Annotated in this window: 18 protein-coding genes; 8 read left to right on the forward strand and 10 right to left on the reverse strand. The window is 68.0% G+C overall.

The genetic code is table 11. The annotated features are described in order from the left end of the window. The 3 genes from ABD024_RS04135 to ABD024_RS04145 are packed head-to-tail and all read right to left on the reverse strand — an operon-like array spanning position 1 to position 4,356. The gene (locus ABD024_RS04135) at positions 1-1,119 is read right to left on the reverse strand and encodes an SLC13 family permease (protein ID WP_343849983.1); all 1,119 of its coding nucleotides are present in this window, start codon (positions 1,117-1,119) and stop codon (positions 1-3) included. A gap of 55 nt (positions 1,120-1,174) precedes the next feature. Beyond that, positions 1,175-3,658 (reverse strand): ABC transporter permease, encoded by a 2,484-nt coding sequence (locus ABD024_RS04140; protein ID WP_343849985.1) that lies wholly within the window; start codon positions 3,656-3,658, stop codon positions 1,175-1,177. After that, positions 3,655-4,356, reverse strand: coding sequence for an ABC transporter ATP-binding protein (locus tag ABD024_RS04145; RefSeq protein WP_343849987.1), 702 nt, complete (start codon positions 4,354-4,356; stop codon positions 3,655-3,657). Before ABD024_RS04145 ends, ABD024_RS04140 begins: the two co-directional genes overlap by 4 nt. On the opposite strand from ABD024_RS04145, the gene ABD024_RS04150 reads away from it, so the two are divergent. The 3 genes from ABD024_RS04150 (at position 4,355) to ABD024_RS04160 (ending at position 6,890) form a co-directional block, all read left to right on the forward strand. After that, positions 4,355-4,966, forward strand: a complete 612-nt coding sequence (locus ABD024_RS04150) for an arylesterase (RefSeq protein ID WP_343849989.1) — start codon at positions 4,355-4,357, stop codon at positions 4,964-4,966. The two genes, ABD024_RS04145 and ABD024_RS04150, sit on opposite strands and share 2 nt — an antisense overlap. Before the next feature lie 110 nt (positions 4,967-5,076). Next, on the forward strand, positions 5,077-5,808 hold the full coding sequence (locus ABD024_RS04155) for a response regulator transcription factor (RefSeq protein WP_343849991.1): 732 nt from the start codon (positions 5,077-5,079) through the stop codon (positions 5,806-5,808). A 38-nt stretch (positions 5,809-5,846) separates the two neighbouring features. Then, complete coding sequence (locus tag ABD024_RS04160; protein ID WP_343849993.1) at positions 5,847-6,890, forward strand: sensor histidine kinase; 1,044 nt, start codon at positions 5,847-5,849, stop codon at positions 6,888-6,890. A 51-nt stretch (positions 6,891-6,941) separates the two neighbouring features. On the opposite strand, the gene ABD024_RS04165 is transcribed toward ABD024_RS04160, so the two are convergent. Continuing rightward, positions 6,942-8,303: a 3-oxoacid CoA-transferase subunit B gene (locus ABD024_RS04165; protein ID WP_343849995.1), complete on the reverse strand. Its 1,362-nt coding sequence runs from the start codon at positions 8,301-8,303 to the stop codon at positions 6,942-6,944. A 224-nt stretch (positions 8,304-8,527) separates the two neighbouring features. Between ABD024_RS04165 and ABD024_RS04170 the strand changes: the two genes are divergently transcribed. Then, positions 8,528-9,523: an isoaspartyl peptidase/L-asparaginase family protein gene (locus tag ABD024_RS04170; protein ID WP_343849997.1), complete on the forward strand. Its 996-nt coding sequence runs from the start codon at positions 8,528-8,530 to the stop codon at positions 9,521-9,523. Positions 9,524-9,529: 6 nt separating this feature from the next. Here the strand turns inward: ABD024_RS04170 and ABD024_RS04175 are convergent, their stop codons facing one another. The 6 genes from ABD024_RS04175 to ABD024_RS04200 all read right to left on the reverse strand — a co-directional run bounded on the left by ABD024_RS04175 (position 9,530) and on the right by ABD024_RS04200 (position 17,148). Next, complete coding sequence (locus ABD024_RS04175) at positions 9,530-9,991, reverse strand: hypothetical protein (protein WP_343849999.1); 462 nt, start codon at positions 9,989-9,991, stop codon at positions 9,530-9,532. Continuing rightward, the gene (locus tag ABD024_RS04180) at positions 9,988-11,157 is read right to left on the reverse strand and encodes a sialidase family protein (protein WP_343850001.1); all 1,170 of its coding nucleotides are present in this window, start codon (positions 11,155-11,157) and stop codon (positions 9,988-9,990) included. The genes ABD024_RS04175 and ABD024_RS04180 overlap by 4 nt, the downstream gene beginning before the upstream one ends. 9 nt (positions 11,158-11,166) lie before the next feature. Next, positions 11,167-13,425 carry a TonB-dependent receptor gene (locus ABD024_RS04185; RefSeq protein WP_343850003.1) on the reverse strand — a complete coding sequence of 753 codons (2,259 nt, stop codon included), beginning with the start codon at positions 13,423-13,425 and terminating at the stop codon, positions 11,167-11,169. Between the two features lie 174 nt (positions 13,426-13,599). Beyond that, entirely contained in the window at positions 13,600-14,184 is a 585-nt protein-coding gene (locus ABD024_RS04190; RefSeq protein WP_343850005.1) for a response regulator transcription factor, read from the reverse strand. 72 nt (positions 14,185-14,256) lie between these two features. Further along, positions 14,257-15,531, reverse strand: coding sequence for an ATP-binding protein (locus ABD024_RS04195; protein WP_343850008.1), 1,275 nt, complete (start codon positions 15,529-15,531; stop codon positions 14,257-14,259). Between the two features lie 66 nt (positions 15,532-15,597). Further along, on the reverse strand, positions 15,598-17,148 hold the full coding sequence (locus ABD024_RS04200) for a peptide MFS transporter (protein ID WP_343850010.1): 1,551 nt from the start codon (positions 17,146-17,148) through the stop codon (positions 15,598-15,600). A 343-nt stretch (positions 17,149-17,491) separates the two neighbouring features. Between ABD024_RS04200 and ABD024_RS04205 the strand changes: the two genes are divergently transcribed. From ABD024_RS04205 to ABD024_RS04220, 4 genes are all read left to right on the forward strand, one after another. Continuing rightward, entirely contained in the window at positions 17,492-17,866 is a 375-nt protein-coding gene (locus tag ABD024_RS04205; protein ID WP_343850012.1) for a diacylglycerol kinase, read from the forward strand. A gap of 84 nt (positions 17,867-17,950) precedes the next feature. Then, positions 17,951-18,568, forward strand: a complete 618-nt coding sequence (locus ABD024_RS04210; RefSeq protein WP_343850014.1) for a LemA family protein — start codon at positions 17,951-17,953, stop codon at positions 18,566-18,568. After that, positions 18,568-19,446, forward strand: coding sequence for a TPM domain-containing protein (locus ABD024_RS04215; RefSeq protein WP_343850017.1), 879 nt, complete (start codon positions 18,568-18,570; stop codon positions 19,444-19,446). Before ABD024_RS04210 ends, ABD024_RS04215 begins: the two co-directional genes overlap by 1 nt. Next, positions 19,446-19,949, forward strand: a complete 504-nt coding sequence (locus ABD024_RS04220) for a TPM domain-containing protein (RefSeq protein ID WP_343850019.1) — start codon at positions 19,446-19,448, stop codon at positions 19,947-19,949. Before ABD024_RS04215 ends, ABD024_RS04220 begins: the two co-directional genes overlap by 1 nt. The last annotated feature ends 51 nt before the right edge of the window (positions 19,950-20,000 follow it).

Consider the following 20,000-nt stretch of genomic DNA (forward strand, 5'->3'; position numbering starts at 1 on the left):
TCAGCCGAGCCAGCGCCAGACCAGGTACACCAGCGGCGCGCATACCAGCAGGAACGGAATCGACACCAGGTGCAGCAGCCGCAGGCCATGCGGCTGCTTCGCCAGGCGCAGCGCGATCAGGTTCGCCAGCGAACCGATCGCCACGCCGAAGCCACCCACGTTCACCGCCACCGCCAGCGCGATCGCGTCGGGCGTGCGTTCGAGCAGCAGCACCGTCGCCGGCACGTTGCTGATCAGCTGCGAGGCGACGATGCCGCTGGCGTACAGCGTCAGCGGCTGGCCGAAGTCGAGCCGGTCCAGCGCTTGGTGCACCAGGGGCAGGTTCGCGAAATGGCCCAGGCCCAGGAAGATCGCGGCGAACGTGAGCAGCAGCAACCAGTCGATCCGCGCCAGGCTCGACCGCGCCAGCAGCGCGAACAGCGTCAGCAACAGCAGGGCACCCAGCGGCGCCTGGCCGTATTCCATCAGCAGCACCATGCCGAGCAGTGCGACGATCGAACACGCGCCGAGGCGGCTTGAGGCCACCATGCCGTCGATCCGTTCCGGGCTCAACGCCACGCGGTCGCGCGGCAGCCACAACCAGGTGAACGCCGCCACCAGCACGAACATCGCCGCCGCCGCCGGCAGCATGGCCGCCGCGAAATGCAGGAACGGCAGTTGCGAGTGCTGCCACAGCAGCAGGTTCTGCGGGTTGCCGATCGGGCTCAGGGTGGAGCCCGCGTTCACCGCCAGCGCCTCCAGCACCACCATGCGCAGCACCGGCAGGTTGGAGACGTTGCCGATCGCCAGGGTCAGCGGCACGATCAGGAACAGGCTCACGTCGTTGGTCAGCACCATCGACAGCAGCGCCGTCGCGGACACCAGCAGCAGGCCCAGGCTGCGCAGCGAATGCGCCCGTGCCACCACGACCACGGCCGCGTGCTGCACCAGGCCGCTGTCGCGGATGCCCTGGATCGCGATCAACAGGCCCATCAGGCCGGCCAACGTAGGCAGCTGCAGCCAGCGCCGGTAGCTCGCCAGCGGTTGCGGATCGAGCACCGCCAGCACGATCGCCAGTGCCGCGAACAGCCACAGCAGCCACTCTTCCTTGAGGCGCTGTCGTGTGCGGCTTGCAATCATCGGGAGGTCCGGTGGGGCGTCGACGTACTTTATCAGCCCGTCCTTCGATGCCGGCTCAGCCCTCGCGCAACAACCGCATCGGCGGCGTGCGGCTGACCTTGCGGGTGCCGGCCAGGCCCAGCAGCATCACGACCAGCGCGGCGCCGACCGCACCACCGACCAGTGGCCACAGCGGCGGCACGAAGTTCTCGATGTGGAATACCGCCTGGCCCAGCCACACGCCGGCGCCGGCGGCGCCGAGTGCGGCGGTAAGGCCGGCGACCAGGCCGAGCAGGGCGAACTCGCAGGCGGCAGCCACGCGCAGCTGCGCACGGCGTGCGCCCAGCGTGCGCAGCAGGGCGGCTTCGTGGCGGCGTTCGGCGGCGCTGGCGGCGAGCGCGGCGGCCAGCACCAGCGCGCCGGCGAGCAGGCTGAAGCCGAGGATCCAGCGCACCGCATTGCCCACGCGATCGACGATCTCGCGCACGCGGTCGAGCAGCGAGTCGACGTCGACCAGGCTGAGGTTGCTGTAATCGCGCGACAGCTGCGCCAGTTCGGTCGCATGACCGCGCGGCAGGTGGAAGCTGGCCAGCCAGGTGTGCGGCAGCTCGCTGGCGTGGGCGGGATCGAGCAGCAGGAAGAAGTTGACGCGGAACGAACTCCAGTCGACCTTGCGCACGCTGCTGACCGTCGCATCGATGCTGCCTTCGCCGACGTCGAAGCGCAGCGTGTCACCGATCTTCAGCGCGAACATGTCGCGCCACATGGTGTCGATCGAGACCTCGGCCTGCACCGGTTGTGCGCCTTGCCAACGGCCGGCGATCACTTCGTTCGCGGGCGGCAGCTCGGCGGACCAGGACAGCCGCAGCTGGCGGTCGGTCCAGTCCTTTGCGCGCTCGTCCGCGAAGGCGAGTTGGTCGATCGGGCGGCCGTTGATCGCGGTGAGTTTGCCCACCGCCAGCGGCAGCATGTTGAGCTGGTCGCCGCCGGTCCTGGCCAGTGCCTGCTCGAAGCCAGCGCGCTGGTCGTCCTGCAGGTTCAGCGCGAACCAGTTCGGCGTATCCGCCGGCAGCTCCTGGCGCCAGCCTTGCAGCAGCGCCGGCGCCACGATCGCCAGCAACAGCAGCGCGCACAGGCCCAGGCTGAGCGCGGTGGCCTGGATCACGCTCAGCGCGGGTCGCCGCGCCAGTGCGGCCAGGCCCAGCCGCAATGCCGGGTGCGCGCCCGGTGCAATGCGCCGGGCCAGCCACAGCAGCAAGCCGGCCAGCAACGCCGCGATCAGCGCCACACCGAGCAGGCTGGCGGCGAGGATGCCGGCAAGGGTGAGCGAGCTGCTCTGGCTCCAGATCAGGCCCAGTGCCACCAGCGCGGGGATCAGGTACAGCGCATCGAAGCGGCGTACCCGCCGTTGCATGCTCTGGCGAAATACGGCAACAGGAGCGACGTCGGCCAGCCGCGCCAGCGGCGGCAGCGCGAAGCCGACCAGCACCGCGATACCCATCGCGGCGGCGGCGAACGACGGCGCCAGCGGCAGCACGGTCGGCACGTTGCCGAACAACTGGCTGGCCAGCAGCCAGGCCAGTTGTGCCAGTCCCAGCGCAAGCAGCACGCCGAGTGCGGTGGCCGGTACGGCGAGCGCGCCCAGCGTGCCCAGCAACAGACCCAGCACGCGCCGGCGTGGCGTGCCCAGCGCACGCAGCAGCGCCACTTCGGCGGTCTTGCGGCGCGCGTAGCGCTGCGCAGACAACGCGATCGCGATGCCGGCCAGCAGCGCCGAGAGCAGGGCGGTCAGGCGCAGGAACGCACCGGCGCGGTCGAACGACGTGCGCATGCGTTCCTGGGTCTGTTCCGGCGTGATCAGCTGGGCGCCTTGCGGCAGCGCGGTCGCCTGCGCCCAGTCGCGCCAGGCCTGCACCGACGTCGGCGTGCCGGCCAGCAGCAAGCGGTGGCGGGCACGACTGCCGGTGCCGAGCAGGCCGGCCTGTTCGGCGTCGGCCAGATTCATCAGCGCGCGCGGCGCCAGCGCCAGCAGCTCGCCGCCGTCGGGCTGGCGCAACAGTTCGGCGGCGATGGTCAGGTCGCGCCCGCCGAGTTGCAGCGGCTGGCCGACCCGCAAGCCCAGCGCCACCAGGGCGCGATGGTCGAGATAGACCTCGCCCGCGGCCGGGGCATGGCCGTTGCGCGTGCGGCCGGCGGCATCGCGCAGCTCCAGCTTGCCGCGCAGCGGATAGCGCGCGTCGACCGCCTGCACGTCGAGCAACTGGGTTTGATCATGCGCGAACGCCACGCTGGGAAAGCCGGCGGTTCGGGCGAGTTGCAAGCCGTCCTGGCGTGCCTTGTCGGCGAACGCTTCCGGCAGGATTTGCGGCGACGACACGCCGATGTCGCCGCCGATCAGTTCAGCGGCACTGGCCAGCATGCCGCGCTCGATCCGCGTCGCCAGCGTGGCGACCACGCCCAGCGCCACCACCGCCAGCACCAGCGAGGCGGCCAGCGTGCGCAGTTCCGGCAGGTGCCATTCGCGACGCAGGCTGCGCAAGGCGAGCAGCAGTATCTTCATGCCTGCATATCCGTGCCGGACGTCACGATGCGGCCTTCCTCCAGCTCGATCCGGCGATCGCAGCGCGCGGCCAGAGTCGCGTCGTGGGTGACCAGCACCAGGGTGGTGCGGTGGTCGCGGTTCAACGCGAACAGCAGGTCGCAGATGTGATGGCCGGTGCGCTGGTCGAGGTTGCCGGTAGGCTCGTCGGCGAACAGCACGCGCGGGCCGTGCACGAACGCGCGCGCGATCGCCACGCGCTGCTGCTCGCCGCCGGAAAGCTGGGCCGGGTAATGCCGCCGCCGCGCAGTCAGCCCCACCGCTTCGAGTGCTTCGCGTGCGCGGGAGCGCGCCGCGCTGCTGCCTTCCAGCTCCAGCGGCAACATCACGTTTTCCTCGGCGGTGAGCGCGGGCAGCAGGTGGAACGACTGGAACACGAAGCCGACCAGCTTCCTGCGCAGGTCGGCGCGCGCTTCCTCGTCCAGCAGTTGCAGGGCGTGGCCGTCCAGTGTGAGGCTGCCGCTGTCGGGCGTGTCCAGCCCGGCCAGCAGGCCGAGCAGGGTGGTCTTGCCGGAGCCGGACGCACCGACGATGGCGAAGCTCTCGCCCGGCTGCACCTGCAGGCTGACCTGACTGAGGATCTCCAGCCTGCCCTCGGGGCCATTGACCGACTTGCTAACATCACAGGCTTCAAGAAGCGGCCGGGAAGAATCACTCATGCGTCGATGCCTGTGGTTGCTGGTTTTTCTGTGCGGCATCGGCAGCGCGCAGGCGGCGGCGCCGAAAACCGTGCTGGTACTGGGTGATTCGCTGTCCGCCGCGCACAACATCCCGGTCGAGGCCGGCTGGGTGCATCTGCTGGATGCGCGTCTCAATCAGATGGTACCGAAGTGGACCGTGATCAATGCCAGCATCAGCGGCGAGACCTCGCTGAGCGGGCGCAACCGTTTGCCCGCGCTGCTGGCGAAGTATCGCCCGGGCGTGCTGGTGCTGGAGCTGGGCGCCAACGACGGCCTGCGCGGCCTGCCATTGCCGGCCTTGCGCGCGAACCTGGATGCGATGATCGCGGCGGCGCAAAAAGCGAAGGTGCGCGTGCTGCTGGTCGGCATCGAGCTGCCGGTGAACTACGGGCCGCAATACCGCGACGGCCTGCGCGCGGTCTATGCCGACCTGGCGCGGACCCGCCGTACCGCACTGGTGCCGTTCCTGCTCGAGGGAATTGCGCTCGACCCCGCGCTGATGCAGGACGATGGCCTGCATCCGGTTGCCAGCGCGCAGCCGCGGGTGCTGGACACCGTCTGGAAGCCGCTGCAGCCGCTGCTGCATTGAACGGCAAACCGAACCTGCTCTGAACCCCCGTCCTCCCTTTCACACTACCCTCACGGGTTCACCGCTTAGATCTTCACATATGTGAAATCATCGCAGGCAAGGAGGACAATATGACCGTACATGACGAGCAAGCGGGTTTGATACTGCTGGTCGAGGACAACCGTCAGATCGCCGAGATGGTGGGCGAATTCCTGGAGCGGCGCGGTTATTCGGTGGATTACGCCGCCGACGGGGTCAGCGGCCTGCACCTGGCGGTGTCCAACAGCTACGACGTGCTGGTGCTGGACCTGATGCTGCCGGGGCTGGACGGGCTGGAGGTCTGCCGCAAGCTGCGCAAGGAGGCCAAGAAGTCCACTCCGGTGCTGATGCTGACCGCCCGCGACACGCTGGAGGACAAGCTGTGCGGTCTCGAGGCCGGCGCCGACGATTATCTGGTGAAGCCGTTCGAGGTGCGTGAGCTGGAGGCGCGGCTGCGTGCGCTGATCCGCCGCGACCGCCGCCAGGTGTCCACCGAGGTACTCAGCGTCGGCGACATGACCCTGGATACCGCCACGCTGCGCCTCACCCGCGACGGCCAGGAACTGACCGTGTCGCCGATCGGCCTGAAGCTGCTGGCGATCCTGATGCGCGAGTCGCCGCGGGTGGTCAGCCGGCGCGACATCGAGCGCGAGATCTGGGGTGATACGCTACCCGACTCGGACACCTTGCGCTCGCACTTGTACAATTTGCGCCGGGTCATCGACAAACCTTTCGCGAGGCCCCTGCTACACACGATCCACTCGGCCGGTTATCGGCTCGCGGATCTGGAATCGGAAGTGGCCTCTTCACCCCAGACGGCCTGACATCGATCACGGCGCATACAGGTAGGCGCACACAGGTAATGGATAGCAGGGTCAACGCAGTCACGTTTCGTGTGGGTGCCTTCCGCCGACGTATTGCGTGGGTGTTCGCGCTGCAGTTCCTGATCGTTGCCGGCATCTGCATCCTGGGCATCTACAACGTCGTCTCCACGATCATCGTGATTGCGGTGATCGTGGTCACCACCGCGCTGGCGTGGCTGGCTACCCGGCGCGAGTGGCGGCCGGTGCGTGCGCTGGCCCGGCTGGTGAACCGCTGGGACGGCCAGTCGCTGGATCCGGAATCGCTGAACCTGGAGCAGCTGGCCTCCCATGCGGATGCCGACGTGGCCTTGCTGGCGCACGGGCTGCACGGTTTCGCCAAGCGCCTGGCCAGTTACAACCAGCGCGAGCGCAGCTTCACCCGCGATGCCAGTCACGAGTTGCGCAGCCCGCTCACCGTGATCAAGATGTCGGTCGACATGCTGGGCGAGGAGGACGGCCTCAGCGATTTCGGCGTGCGCTCGGTGCGCCGGATCAAGCGTGCCGCCCGTGAGATGGAAGTGCTGGTGGAGGCGCTGCTGATTCTCGCGCGCGAGACGGACAGCTCGACCGACGACCAGTGTTTCATCGTCAACGATGTGCTGCGTCAGGAAGTGGAGTCCGCCCGCGAACTGCTGGCCGGCCGGCCGATCGTGTTGTTGCTGGAGGAGCCCGCCCGCTTTGCGCTGCAGGGCTCGCCGCAGGCGTTGTCGGTACTGTGCTGGCAGCTGATCCGCAATGCCTGCCAGCAGACCGAACAGGGCAGCGTGGTGATCAGCGTGTTGCCCGGCGTGGTAAGCGTACGCAACCAGACGGCGCCGCAGGTAGCTGGCAACGACGGCCGCCCGCTGCGCGTTCGTGGCGCCGACCGGCACGGTTTCGAGCTGGCCATTGCCCGGCGGATCAGTGACCGCTTCGCGTGGCCGCTGGAATTACAGACGGGCCAGGGACAGGAGAACATCGCCCGCATCCGCTTTCCGCACCCGCTGCCGGCCGACGTGCCGGCAACATCCGCCTTGCAGGGCGGGCACTGCCCGCCGCCCTAGTCGCGATGGGCATCGCCGATGGGCGCTGCCCGCCTTGCGCAAGGCTTCGCCTCAGCCAGCTTGCAGCGCCGGGGCCACCGCGAATGTACAGCCGGTCTTCGCCTTCACCTCGTCGAGGCTGACGCCTTCGTTGAGTTCGATCAGGGTCAGGCCCTTGCCTTTCTCCACCGAGAACACGCACAGATCGGTGATGATCAGGTCGACCACCTGCTTGCCGGTCAGCGGCAGGTCGCACTGGTCCTTGATTTTCGGCGAGCCGTCCTTCGCGTTGTGCTCCATCAGCACCACCACGCGCTTGACGCCGCTGACCAGATCCATCGCGCCGCCCGGGCCCTTGACCATCTTGCCCGGAACCATCCAGTTCGCCAGGTCGCCGTGCGCGGAAACTTCCAGGCCGCCGAGGATCGACAGGTCGATATGGCCGCCGCGGATCATCGCGAACGACTCGGCGCTGGAGAAGAACGCCGAGCCGGGCAGGGTGGTGATGGTCTGCTTGCCGGCGTTGATCAGGTCGGGGTCGAGCTGATCCTCGGTCGGGAACGGGCCGATGCCGAGCAGGCCGTTCTCCGACTGCAGCGTGACGCTGACGTCTTCGGGGATGTAATTCGCCACCATGGTGGGAATACCAATGCCGAGGTTTACGTAGAAGCCGTCCTGCAGCTCCCGCGCGGCACGTTTGGCCATGGCTACGCGGGTCGGATTTTCCTTGCCGGCAGCGACGCCGGCAATCGTACGGAACTCGATCCGCTTCTCGTACTTTGCGCCCTGCACGATGCGGTCGACGTAGATGCCCGGCACGTGGATGTTGTTTGGATCCAACTCGCCGACCGGCACCAGATGTTCCACCTCGGCTACGCAGACCTTGCCGCAGGTGGCGATCATCGGGTTGAAATTGCGAGCGGTCTCGCGGAACACCAGGTTGCCGTGGGCATCGCCCTTCCATGCCTTGACGATCGACAGATCGGAATGGATCGCCTCTTCCAGCACGTACTCCTTGTCGCCGAAGCGCTTGGTTTCCTTGCCTTCGGCCAGCTTGGTGCCAAACGCGGTGCGCGTGTAGAAGCCGGGGATGCCCGCGCCGCCGGCACGCAGCTTTTCGGCCAGCGTGCCTTGCGGAGTCAGATGCAGTTCCAGCTCGCCGGCCAGCACCTGGCGCTCGAATTCCTTGTTCTCGCCCACGTAGGAGGCGTACACGCGCTTGACTTGGTGCGTCTTCAGCAGCGGACCCATGCCGAAATCGTCCACGCCGGCATTGTTGCCGACGATGGTCAGGCCCTTGGTGCCGGCTTCCAGCAGCGCGCCGATCAGGTTTTCGGGGATGCCGCACAGGCCGAAGCCGCCGGCCGCGATCGTCATGCCGTCGAACAACAGGCCATCAAGGGCTTGCGCGGCGCTCGGGTAAACCTTGTCCATTGCTGTGCCTTTCTCGTGGAGAGTCAGCTGGCAAGGATACGACGGTTTGGCCGCGGCCGGCCTGGTACCAAGGTCGCAGATAGCTTTCGACAAACGGATGCGGGCTGCCGACGTACGGCTGAGCACGGCAAGATAGCTGGATATACTTGCTCCGTCGCCTCCGGGAGAGTCATGTGAAGCCGCGCCACCTGTTTGTTGCCCTCGCCACCCTCGGAATCACTGCCATGAGCCACGCCGCCGTCTCTCCCGTGCTGGTGATTCACGGCGGCGCCGGGGTGGTCAAGCGCGACATGACGCCGGCGAAGGAGCAGGCGGCGCGCGCGGCGATGACCCAGGCGCTGCAGAACGGCTACGCGCAGCTCAAGGCGGGCAACAGCGCGCTGGATGCGGTAGCTGCCGCGATCACCGTGCTGGAAGATTCCCCGCAGTTCAACGCCGGCAAGGGTGCAGTGTTCACCCATGACGGCAGGAACGAGCTGGATGCGGCCATCATGGACGGCGACACGCTGCGCGCTGGCGCCGTGGCCGGAGTGCAGCGGGTAAAGAATCCGATCCTGCTGGCGCGCGCGGTGATGGAGCACTCGCCATACGTGATGCTGTCCGGCGATGGTGCCGAGGCATTCGCGAAAGAGCAGGGCATCGCCCTGGTCGACCCGGCGTACTTCCGCACCGAGGAGCGCTGGCAGCAGCTGCAGAAAGCGCTGAAGGAGGATGCCGCGAAGCAGCCGCATGCGGACGTCGAGACGGCCAAACACTTCGGCACGGTCGGCGCGGTGGCGCTGGACGTGCAGGGCCGCCTCGCCGCCGGCACCTCCACCGGCGGGATGACCGACAAGCGCTGGGGCCGCATCGGCGATTCACCGATCATCGGCGCCGGAACCTACGCCAACAGCGGCTGCGCGGTCTCCGGCACCGGCTGGGGCGAGTTCTACATCCGCACCGTGGCCGCGCACCAGATCTGCATGAAGGTCACCCAGATGCGCGTGCCGCTGAAGCGCGCCGCCGCCGAGGTGATCAACCAGGAAATCCCCTCGATGGGGGGCAACGGCGGCGCGATCGCACTGGACGCGGAAGGCCACATCTCGATCCCGTTCAACACCGACGGCATGTACCGCGGCTGGATCGGCGCCGACGGCGTGCCGCACGTGGCGATCTACGGCGACGAGGACGACGGCACCGCCGAGCTGCCGGCGCCGGCCGATAGCGTCGCGCAGCCCTGAGGCGGGTCAGGGCAGGGGTTTGTGCAGCTGCGCGGGCGTCAGCGCGCCGCTGATGCCGCGGCGGCTGCCGTCGGCACGGATCACCAGCACGCGCGGGGTCTCGCCGCCCCAGTTCGGGTCGAGCAGGAAGTTGATGCGTTCGGGCGAGGCTTCGGCGTAGGCACGCGCAGGATAGCCGTCCATCTTCATGCTGCGCAGGCGTGCCTCGATCGCCTGGTGCAGTTCGATGCTGTCCGTCGTCACGGTGACCAGTTCGATGTTGCCCGGATCGGCGCGTTGAGCCCTGGCCAGCGCTTCGAGGTTCGGTTCGCAGTAGGCGCAGTCGAGCGACCACAGCGCGATGATGCGCGTGCCGTGCGCCGGCGGCTGCAGCAGGGCGGGGACGTCGGCGGCGGCCAGCGGCTGCGGCGAGCCGGCGCTGGCCAGCGTCGGCAACCACAGGGCGAAAGCGAGCAGCAGATGTTTCATCGCGGCACCTCGATCAGGCGGAAGCCGGCGGCGGTGTTCCAGGCCACGAACGCGCGACCCTGTTTCAGCAGCAGCTGCGGCGAGCCCACTGCGCCGCTGCTGCGGGCGATTTCGCGTGGGGCATCGAAGCGCGCGCCGTTGTCGGTCGAGCGGCGCAGCATCAGCTTGTAGCCATCGGCACCGACCTGGTTCCAGGCCACCCACACGGTCCGCTCGTGCACGGCCACGTCGGCGTGGCTGGCACCGGCACCGGCGACCGCCAACGGATGCTTCGGCGCGTGGCCGGGATCGAGTTGGCCGTACCAGATCGTGGGCTGGCCCTTGGCCTCGTACCACACGGCGTGGCTGGCGTCGTCAGTGCCGATCGCCAGGCCGGGGCCGTGGTGCGGGCAGCCGGCGATCTGCCAGTCGCTGAAGGTGGCACGTGCGACCTGGCTGGTCTGGCCATCCGTACGCAACACGGCGAACGCGTGGTCGCGGATGTTGTCGCCGTAGATGCCGCGGAAGAATGCGGCGACCTCGCCATCGGGCGTGCGGGCCAGCGCGATGCGACAGCACTCGCAGCTCTGGTCGACCAGCTTGCGTTCGGGCGCGAAGCTGGTGCCGCCGTCGTCTGACCAGCTGTAGTAGATCGCGGCGCCAAGATACGGCTTGCCGGCGGCGCTGGCCGCGATCACGTCGCGCTTGTCGATCCACGCGATCACGATGCGGCCGCGGCCATCCACCGCCAGCGCATCGAAGCGATGGGTAATTTCGGCGAGGTCGTGGTGCACGGTCAGCGGGTTGCTGAAGTGTTCGCCGCGATCCAGCGAGCGGGCGAAGCGCACGAAGCCGGTCCACGGTTTGGCGCGCGGCTGCGACCAGCTCACGTAGATTGCGTCATGCGCGCCGAACGCGATCTTCGGACGGTTCTCGCCTTCGGCGTAGATCCGCTCGGCGGTGGCGTTCACCTCGACCGGTGCGCTCAGTGTGCGGCCGTCGTCATCGGAATGGCGCAGCCGTACGTGGCCGTCGGCGGCGTCCACCAGCCACAGTCGGCCGTGGCTGTCGAAGGCCGCGCTGGCGCCCAGCTCGGGGCCGTTCTTCGGCATCTCCATGCGCATGCCATCGTGCGCGAGCAGCGCGGGCGAGAGCAGGCAGAGCAGGATGATCAGCAGGTGGCGCATGGTGGTTCCTCACAACTCCCAGCGCAGCTCGCCAAACCAGGTGCGGCCGGCGTAGGGATGGTAGACCCAGTAGTGTTCATCGGTGAGGTTGTCGACGCCGAGCGCGGCGGTCCAGCCCGGCGCGAATTTCCAGCGCAGTTTCGCGTCGGCCACGGTGAAGCGGCTCACCGCGCCGTAACTGTCCACGTAGTCGCTGTTGTCCAGCGTGCCGTACTGGCGGCCGGAGTGGCGGATGCCGAGCGAGGCATCCCACTGCGGCGCGAAGCGGTAGTCGGCGAACACGCTGGCGCGGACTTTCGGGATGCGCGGGAAGGCCTTGCCGTTGGCCAGTGGATACTGGCGGTCCTGCAGCGTCTTCGCATGGTTGTAGGCAAGGCTGGCCTGCAGGTCGAGGCCATCGAGCCACAGATCGGTGAGGCTGAGCTCGGCTTCGGCGCCGCGGCTGCGCATCTTGTCGATGTTCTGCACGCTGGTGACGGTGGGGGTGACGGTGATGTCGGTCTGCGAGTACAGCGAATCGGCGATGCGGTCCTGGTACAGCGAGATACGCCAGTGACCGTGGTCGAGGTGGCGGGTCAGGGTGAGGTCGGTGGATTCGTCGGTCTCGGGCTTGAGCGCGGGATTGTTGTTGACGATCGCGTTGGCCGACAGGCTGCCCTGGAACAGTTCGGTCACCGTCGGGTAGCGCACCGCCTTGCCGTGGGCCAGACGCAGTTCCCAGCCGTCGGCGAGGTCCCAGTTCAGCGCTGCCTTGGGCGAGAAGTCGGTGCGCTGGCGGTCGGCGTAGTGCAGTGTGTCGACCGCATTCGCGCGCAGGCCGCCGTAGGCACGCCACTGCTCCAGCCGGCCGCCCAGGGTCAGCGCCCAGGCGTCGGCGAAGCTCCACACGTCCTGCAGGTACAGCGCGCGGGTCTGCGTGCGGCCGGCGAACGCGCTGACCTGCGCGCCGTCGGCATCGCCGCGCCAGTCGCCGGCGTTGCGCACGCGGCTGTCCAGCACGTAGCGGTCGCCGTGCGCGCCGGCGTACAGCATGTGGCGATCGCCGAGCGGGCCGGAACTGCGCAGGTCGAAGGTGTCCCAGCCGGAGCCGGCCTTGTCGGCGATCGTGCCGGGGCCGCCGCTGGGCGCGCCGGGTTCGGCCAGGTTGGCCGTGGCAGCCTGCGAACGCAGGAAGTCGTAGTGACTGGCTACCGCGGTCCAGCGCCAGCCGTTGTCGAGGCGGCCGTTCAATTCGATGCCGTACAGCAGGTGGGTATCGCTGGCCGAGGAGGGTGCCAGGCCACTGGCCGGCAAGGTCCAGGTCTGTCCGGCCGCGCTGATCACGCCGCCGGCGACTGGTCGTCCATCAGCGTCGCGGATCAGGCTGCGGGTGCGGTCCTCGGCGCGGTTGTGCCACCAGCCGACAGTGAACAGCGCGGCAACTTGTTCGGTGATATCCACACCGACCTTCAGCTTGGCCTGGTCCTGCACCGTATGTTCGATGCTGTTGGCGCCATACACCAGCCGCGGCGAGCCGTTCGGGTTGCGATCCAGCACGGCACCGCTGACCGGCACCGCCGCGGCTGCAGCGCCGCCGGCCTTCGCCGTGGCGTACTGCATCGGCTGGCCGTCGTTGTCGAGCCGGCTGAATTCCAGCAGCCAGCTCCAGCGGCCCTGTTTGTCGCCCAGCGTGGCGGCGGCTTGGTGACCGTTGTAGTGGCCGCCGGCACCGTACGCGTCGCGATAGTCCTGGCTGAAGAACTGGGTGCTCACGCTGGCCGTCAGCTGCTGCGGCAGCACGGTGTGGATCAGCACGGTGTTGCCCAGCGAGTTGCCCGGATACAGCGCGGAGTAGGGCCCGTACAGGATGTCGACGGCGCCGATTTCCTCGGGTGCCGCCATGCCCCAGCGCGGTGCGCCGTCCCAGCCGTTGGTCATCAGGTTGGAGAGCAGCAGGCCGTCGGCGTAGACCAGGCTGCGTGCGCTCTGCAGGGTGCCGGCGTTGCGGCCGCTGATCACCGCGTTCGGATCGCCGATGTAGCGCTTGCGCACCTGCATGTTCGGCGCGTATTTCAGCGCGTCGGCGCTCTCGGTGAGGTTCTGCTGCTGCAGTTTCTGGCGCGTGACGCGCACCTGCACGCTGGGCGTTTCCATCACCATGGTGTCGCTGGCATGCACCGAGACCGGGGCGAGCGTGGTGGTGGCGGGGGCGGGTTCATCGGCGGCCAGCAGCGGGCCGGCGGATACAGCGAGTGCGACTGCGCAAAGGCCGAGCGGGAGGGCGTTCAAGCGACACTCTGGATGGGGGTCTAGGGTTGCAAGGATAGTCCGCTGTCGTGCGCGCGACAGATGGCGCGTTGTCGCAGCGGGGGTCGGCGATGGGATGCGCGGGGGCGCCGAAAGGTGCCCGGCCCGGGGTGCGTGCAGGAGCGCACAGGGGGCGCTCCTGCACGTGGCACCTGGTCAGTCTTCGCGGTCGGGGCGTTCGCGTACCGGGTGCTTGCTCAGCTTGCGTTGCAGGGTGCGGCGGTGCATGCCAAGGCGGCGGGCGGTCTCGGAGATGTTGCCGTCGCATTCGGTGAGTACGCGCTGGATGTGCTCCCATTCCAGCCGGCGCAAGGCCAGCGGTTGTTCGGGGGCGTCGGGCGGATCGCTGTCGTCGCTGTCGTTGTCGCCGTCGAGCAGGGCGCGCACCACGGCGTCGGCATCGACCGGTTTGGCCAGGTAATCGTGGGCGCCGCGCTTGATCGCTTCCACTGCGGTGGCGATCGAGGCGTAGCCGGTCAGCAGCAGCACGCGCAGGTCCGGCACCAGGGTATGCAGTTCGGGGATCAGGCGCAGGCCGTTTTCCTCGCCCAGCTTGAGGTCGAGCACGCAGTAGCGTGGATTGTGCCGACGCGTCAGCGCGCGGGCTTCGTCGAAGTTGGTGGCCGTGATGACCTCGAAACCGCGCGAGCCGAGCGCACGCGCCAGTACGCGCAGGAAGGTGGCGTCGTCGTCGACCAGCAGCAGCGGGCGCGCCGTGACGGCATGGGGCAACTCGGTCATCGGTGGTGTTTCCTGAGTGTGGATCAGTGGCTCATTCTTGCCGGAAGCGGCGGGACTTGCACGTTCGGTGAGCTATTTTTCCGCGATGACCGCCAGCGGCAGGCGCAGGCACACCTCGGCGCCGCGTTCGGCATTGCGGGCGATCAATTCGCCGTTGAGCCGTTCGGCGGTGGCTTCGGCCAGGGCCAGGCCGATGCCCAGCCCGGTCTGCTTCTGCGAGTAGCCGAGCAGGGTGAGTTCGCCGTCGGTGTCGAAACCGGGGCCGTGGTCACGCACGCTCAGCTGCAGCCAGTCGCCGTCGCGCGAAACCTGCAGTGCTACCGCATGCGAGTGGTTGACGGCCGAGGCGTCGGCGGCGTTGTTGAGCAGGTTGAGCAGCGCGTGGCGCAGGCCCGGCGGGGTGCGCAACACGGTTTGCGCAATGTCCTCATCCAGCGTAAGGATCAATTCCGCCTCGGGCCGCAGCAGCTGGAAGCGCTCCAGGCAGCCGCGGATGAACGCGCTCATCGTGAGCCGTTCCGGTTCCTGCGACAGCTGCGCCTTGCCGAACGCGACCATCTCGCGAAGGATCGTGCGGCAGCGGTCGACCTGGCCTTCCAGCAGCTCCAGATCCTCGGCCAGCGAGGTGTCGCCGGCGTGCTCGCGGCGCAGCTCGGGCAGCAGGGTGCGCATGGTCGACAGCGGTGTGTTGAGCTCGTGCGCGGCGCCGGCGGCCTGGGTGGCGATGGCCAGGATGCCTTCGTCGCGCAGCGCTCGTTCGCGCACGCGTTGCACTTCGAGTTGTTGCAGGCGCAGCACGTGGGCCAGGCGGCTGATGAAGAAACTCAGCAGCGCCGCCATGATCACGAAGTTCACGCCCATCCCGGCCACGTGCAGCGAGAAGCGGCTGGGCGAGTTCTCGTGCAGCGGCGTCGGTAGCGGCACGTGCGAGTACAGCAGGATCACGTAGGCCACGCCGGCCAGCGCCGCCACCGCCAGTACCGACCGTGCCGACAGCGCCGCTGCACTGAGCGCGATCGGCACCAGCAGCAGGGTGATGAACGGGTTGCTGGCGCCGCCGGTGAAGTACAGCAGGTAACCCAGCACCAGCGTATCGAAGGCGATGTGGCCGACGGCTTCCCACTCGCGCGGCGGCCACGGCTGGGTCAGTCGCCACGCGGCAAACACCGAGAACACCGCGAGCAGGCCAATGCCGAGCAGCAACGGCAGCAGCGGGATGTTCAGGCGCATCCACCAGGCGCAAACCAGCACAGCGGTGCTCTGGCCGGCGATGGCACAGATCCGCAGCCAGGCCAGCGTGCGTATCAGTGCGAATGGGCCGATGCGTTGGGTGGGGCGGTGCGGCATGGCGATCATCCAGGCGTGCTGAAAACCCGTGGGACCCGCCGCGCATCGCACGACGGGTCCGGCGGATCACGCCGGCGTGTTGAATTCCTCGCTGCGCACGGGCGGCAGGGGGTTGTTGGCGACGGAGTCGGAGTGGCTGCTCGACAGCTTCTTCATCAGCGGCAGCATCGCCAGCGCGATCACCGTGCAGGCGATGCCGGCGAAGCCGAGCTTGTTGAACAGCGCGGTGTAGATCGGCAGCGACACCAGCGGATCCTTGATGTCGGTCGGGATGCTGGCGAAGTTCGCCACCACGCTGCCCAGGTACTGCGAAATGCCCGAGGCCACGTAGTAGGCGCCCATCATGAAGCCGCCCATCCGCGCCGGCACGTAGCGCGCGATCATCGCCAGGCCGAGGCCCGACACCAGCAGCTCGCCCAGCGAATACAGGCCGTAGCCCCACACCATGATCCACGACGAGACCTGGCCGTTCACCGCGAAGCGGGCGCCGACGCCGTAGATGAAGAAGCCGATCGCCACTGCGGCGAAGCCCCAGGCGAATTTGGCCGCCACCGACGGATTCTTGCCAACCTTGCCCATGGTGTTGTAGGCGAGCACCAGCACCGGGCTCAGCAGCACGATCCAGATTGCATTGAGCGACTGGAACTGCTCGGGGATCCAGTTGAACAGGTGCAGGCCGAACAGGTCGAACGAGAGGTCGACGTTGCGCTGCGCGAACAGGTTCAGCGAGGTCGACATCTGCTGGTAGAAGATGAAGAAGAAGATCGTCTGCGCGGTCAGCACCAGCGCCGCGATCAGGCCGGCGCGCTCATGCTGCTCGCTGCTGCGGATCAGGTGCACGAAGATGCCCAGGATCACCACGCCGGCGGCGTACACGCACCACTGGGCGACCGTCTGGTTCTGCAGGATGAAGGCAGAGACGAACACCATGCCGATCGCGGCCAGCAGCACCACGCCGAGGCGCTTGACGTCCACCGGCTTGTCGTCGGCCGGCGAGCCGATGTGCGCCAGCGTGCGATACATCAGCGTGTAGTTGACCAGGCCGAGGATCAGGCCGATCGCGCAGACGCCGAACGCGGTGTGCCAGCCCCAGGCGTCGCCGTACTTGGCGCCCACGTAATCGCGGATCCACGGCGTCAGCAGCATCGAGAAGGTCGAGCCGATGTTCACCGCCATGTAGTAGATGGTGAACGCGCTGTCGATCTTGGTGTCGTCGCCCTCGTAGATCTTGCGCACCAGGTTGCCGGCGTTCGGCTTGAAGAAACCGTTGCCGACGATGATCACGCCGAGCGCGATGTACAGGAAGTAGGCGTTGTTGGTGGGAATCCACAGCATCGCGTAACCCAGCGTCAGCACCACGGCACCGAGCAGCATGGTGCGGCGGGTGCCGATCAGCTTGTCGCCGACCCAGCCGCCGATCGCCGGCGTGGCGTAGATCAGCGCCGCGGCGGCGCCCCAGATCAGGTTGGCCTTGCTGTCGACGAAGCCGAGCTTCTTCACCATGTAGGTGACCATCAACACCTGCATGCCGTAGAAGCCGAAGCGCTCCCACATTTCGATCAGGAAGACGGTGCTGAATGACCACGTCTTGGAGACGGGCGGGTTCTGGGTTGCCATAGGTTTTCCGTACGAGATTCAAACCGTGGCGACGTGCTGACACGCGCCAGTGCCATGCGGCCTCTGGATGGGCCACAACCGACGAAGCGTAACCTATTCGTCAGCGGGATGTAGCTGCATTGCGGCACGGCAAAAAATTGCGCCAGTGCTACTTGGCCCGGCTGGGCCGCCTGCGGGGGCGGCGCTTGTGGCATCATCGGCGGCCTGCGTCGGCCCGCCCTTGGGGAGTTTCACCAGCCATGTCCCGTATCGAGTTTTCGCTCCCGGGTTGCCTGCGGGCGGCCCGTGCCCCGTTGATTTCCGGGGCGCCGTCGCCGGCGGCCGGCTGAGCGGGCGCGTCGGAATGGCAGCCGAAGGTTTCCGCGGTCCGAAACAGGTCTGGAATGCATTCGTGTGGTCGATGAAGGGGCTTCGGGCCGGCTGGCGGCACGAGGCCTCGTTCCGGCTGGAAGCCTGCCTGGCGGTGGTGCTGATCCCGCTCGGATTGTGGCTGGGCCACGGCGGGGTGGAGAAATTTCTGCTGACCCTGGCGCCGATGCTGGTGCTGTCGGCCGAGCTGCTGAATTCGGCGATCGAGGCGGTGGTCGACAAGGTCAGCCCGGAATTCAACGAACTGGCCGGGCGCGCCAAGGACATGGGCTCGGCCGCGGTATTCGTGCTGCTGGTGCTGGTGGTGCTGAGCTGGGCGTTGATCCTCGGGCCGCGCCTGCTGGGCTAGGGCGCGCGTTCACCCCGTGCTGACACGATTGCGGCAGGTGGCGTGGGATGATGGAATGGCTATCCACCGGATCGGAGCGACCCCATGAAACTTCTGCGCAATCTCGTGCTGTTGCTGCTCGCCTTCGGCCTGAGCGGCTGCGGCTACAACGCCATCCAGAAGCAGGACGAGGCGGTCAAGGCGGCCTGGTCCGAAGTGCTGAACCAGTACCAGCGTCGCGCCGACCTGGTGCCGAACCTGGTCAACACGGTCAAGGGCTACGCCCAGCACGAAGAGAAGGTCTTCGTCGAGGTGACCGAAGCCCGCGCCAAGGTCGGCAGCCTGCAAATCAACGCCGATTCGCTGAACGATCCGCAGAAGCTGCAGCAGTTCCAGGCCGCGCAAGGTGAGCTGGGCAACGCGCTGTCGCGGCTGATGGTGGTCAGCGAGAACTATCCGCAGCTCAAGGCCGATGGCCTGTTCCAGAACCTGCAGGCGCAGCTGGAAGGCACCGAGAACCGGGTCACCGTGGCGCGCAACCGCTACGTGCAAGCGGTGCAGGAATACAACGGGATGATCCGCACCTTCCCGAACAACATGACCGCGAAGATCTTCGGCTACAAGGTGAAGCCGAACTTCACCGTGGACAACGAGAAGGCGATCTCCACCGCGCCGAAGGTGGACTTCGGCACCGCCGCGCCGGCACCTGCCGCGACGCATTGATGATGCCCCGGCGCTTCCCGCGCCGCTGGCTGCTGCTGGCGCTGCTGCTGCCGGTGCTGCTGCACGCGGCCGCTGCCGTGCCGAAACTGGCGCGTCACGTCACCGACCTCACCGGCACGCTGACCACGCAGCAGATCGACCAGCTGGACGCGCAGCTGACGGCGCTGGAACGGGCCAAGGGCGCGCAACTGGTGGTGCTGATGGTCGGCAGCACCGGCGAGCAGGACATCGAGAGCTATTCGCTGGCGGTGGCCGAGGCGAACAAGGTGGGCCGCAAGGGCGTCGACGACGGCCTGCTGCTGCTGATCGCGAAGGACGATCGGCGCGTGCGCATCGAGGTGGGTTACGGCCTGGAAGGTGCCATCCCCGACGCCGCCACCGCACGCATCACCCGCGAGTACATTGCGCCGAAATTCCGCAGCAACGATTACTTCGGCGGCATCAGCGACGCGGTCGGTGCGCTGACCCAGCTGATCAACGGCGAGCCGTTGCCGCAGCCGGTGCGGGGCTCGCCCGGCGACGAGCGTTCCGGCCTCGGGCTGGAGCAGGGCCTGATGATCGCCGTGTTCGTGGCGCTGTTCCTGCGCGGCATCTTCGGCCGGGCCAGGGCATGGCTGCGCGCGCCGCTGGGTGCCGTGGCGGTCGGCGGGTTGTTGTGGCTGCTGATCTCGATGGGCGCCGGCATCCTCGGTGCGTTGATCGGCGGCGTGTTGATGCTGATGCCCGGCGGCGCCGGCCGCTCGATCGGCGGCGGTGGCTGGGGCGGCTTCGGTGGCGGCGGTTGGGGTGGCGGCAGCGGCGGCGGAAGTTTTGGCGGCGGCGGCTTCAGCGGTGGCGGCGGCAGCTTCGGCGGCGGCGGTTCCTCGGGGAGCTGGTGATGGCGCGCATGCAGCGACTGTGGGCAAACCTTTTCGGCGGCTGGTTCCAGCTGTCGCGGCGCTTTCCGGCCACGCTGCTGGACGAGATGGCCGCGACGATCGCCGCGGGCGAACGCCATCACCTGGGCGAGATTCGCTTCGCGGTCGAGTCACGACTGCCGCTGCTGACCGTGCTGGATGGCTTCGACGCCACGACCCGCGCGCATCAGGTATTTGCCCAATTGCGGGTGTGGGACACCGAACGCAACAGCGGCGTGCTGTTCTACGTGCTGATGGCCGAACACCGCATCGAGATCGTCGCCGATCGCGGCATCGCGGCGAAGGTGACGACGGACGAATGGGATGCGATCTGCGCGCGCATGCGCGAGTGCTATGCACGCGGAGCGTGGCGCGAGGGCAGCCTCGCCGGCATCGCCGCCGCGAACGCGTTGCTGGCGCGGCATTTTCCCGGTGGCGGCAAGGCCAATCCCGACGAGCTGGCGGACCGGCCGGTGCTGCTCTGAGCAAGGGCGTTTCGCAAGTAACCTGTTGCCGGGTATCCCGAGCAGGACCGG

This window comes from Rhodanobacter soli (genome assembly GCF_039523495.1).
In the GTDB taxonomy this organism is placed as follows: Bacteria; Pseudomonadota; Gammaproteobacteria; order Xanthomonadales; family Rhodanobacteraceae; genus Rhodanobacter; species Rhodanobacter soli.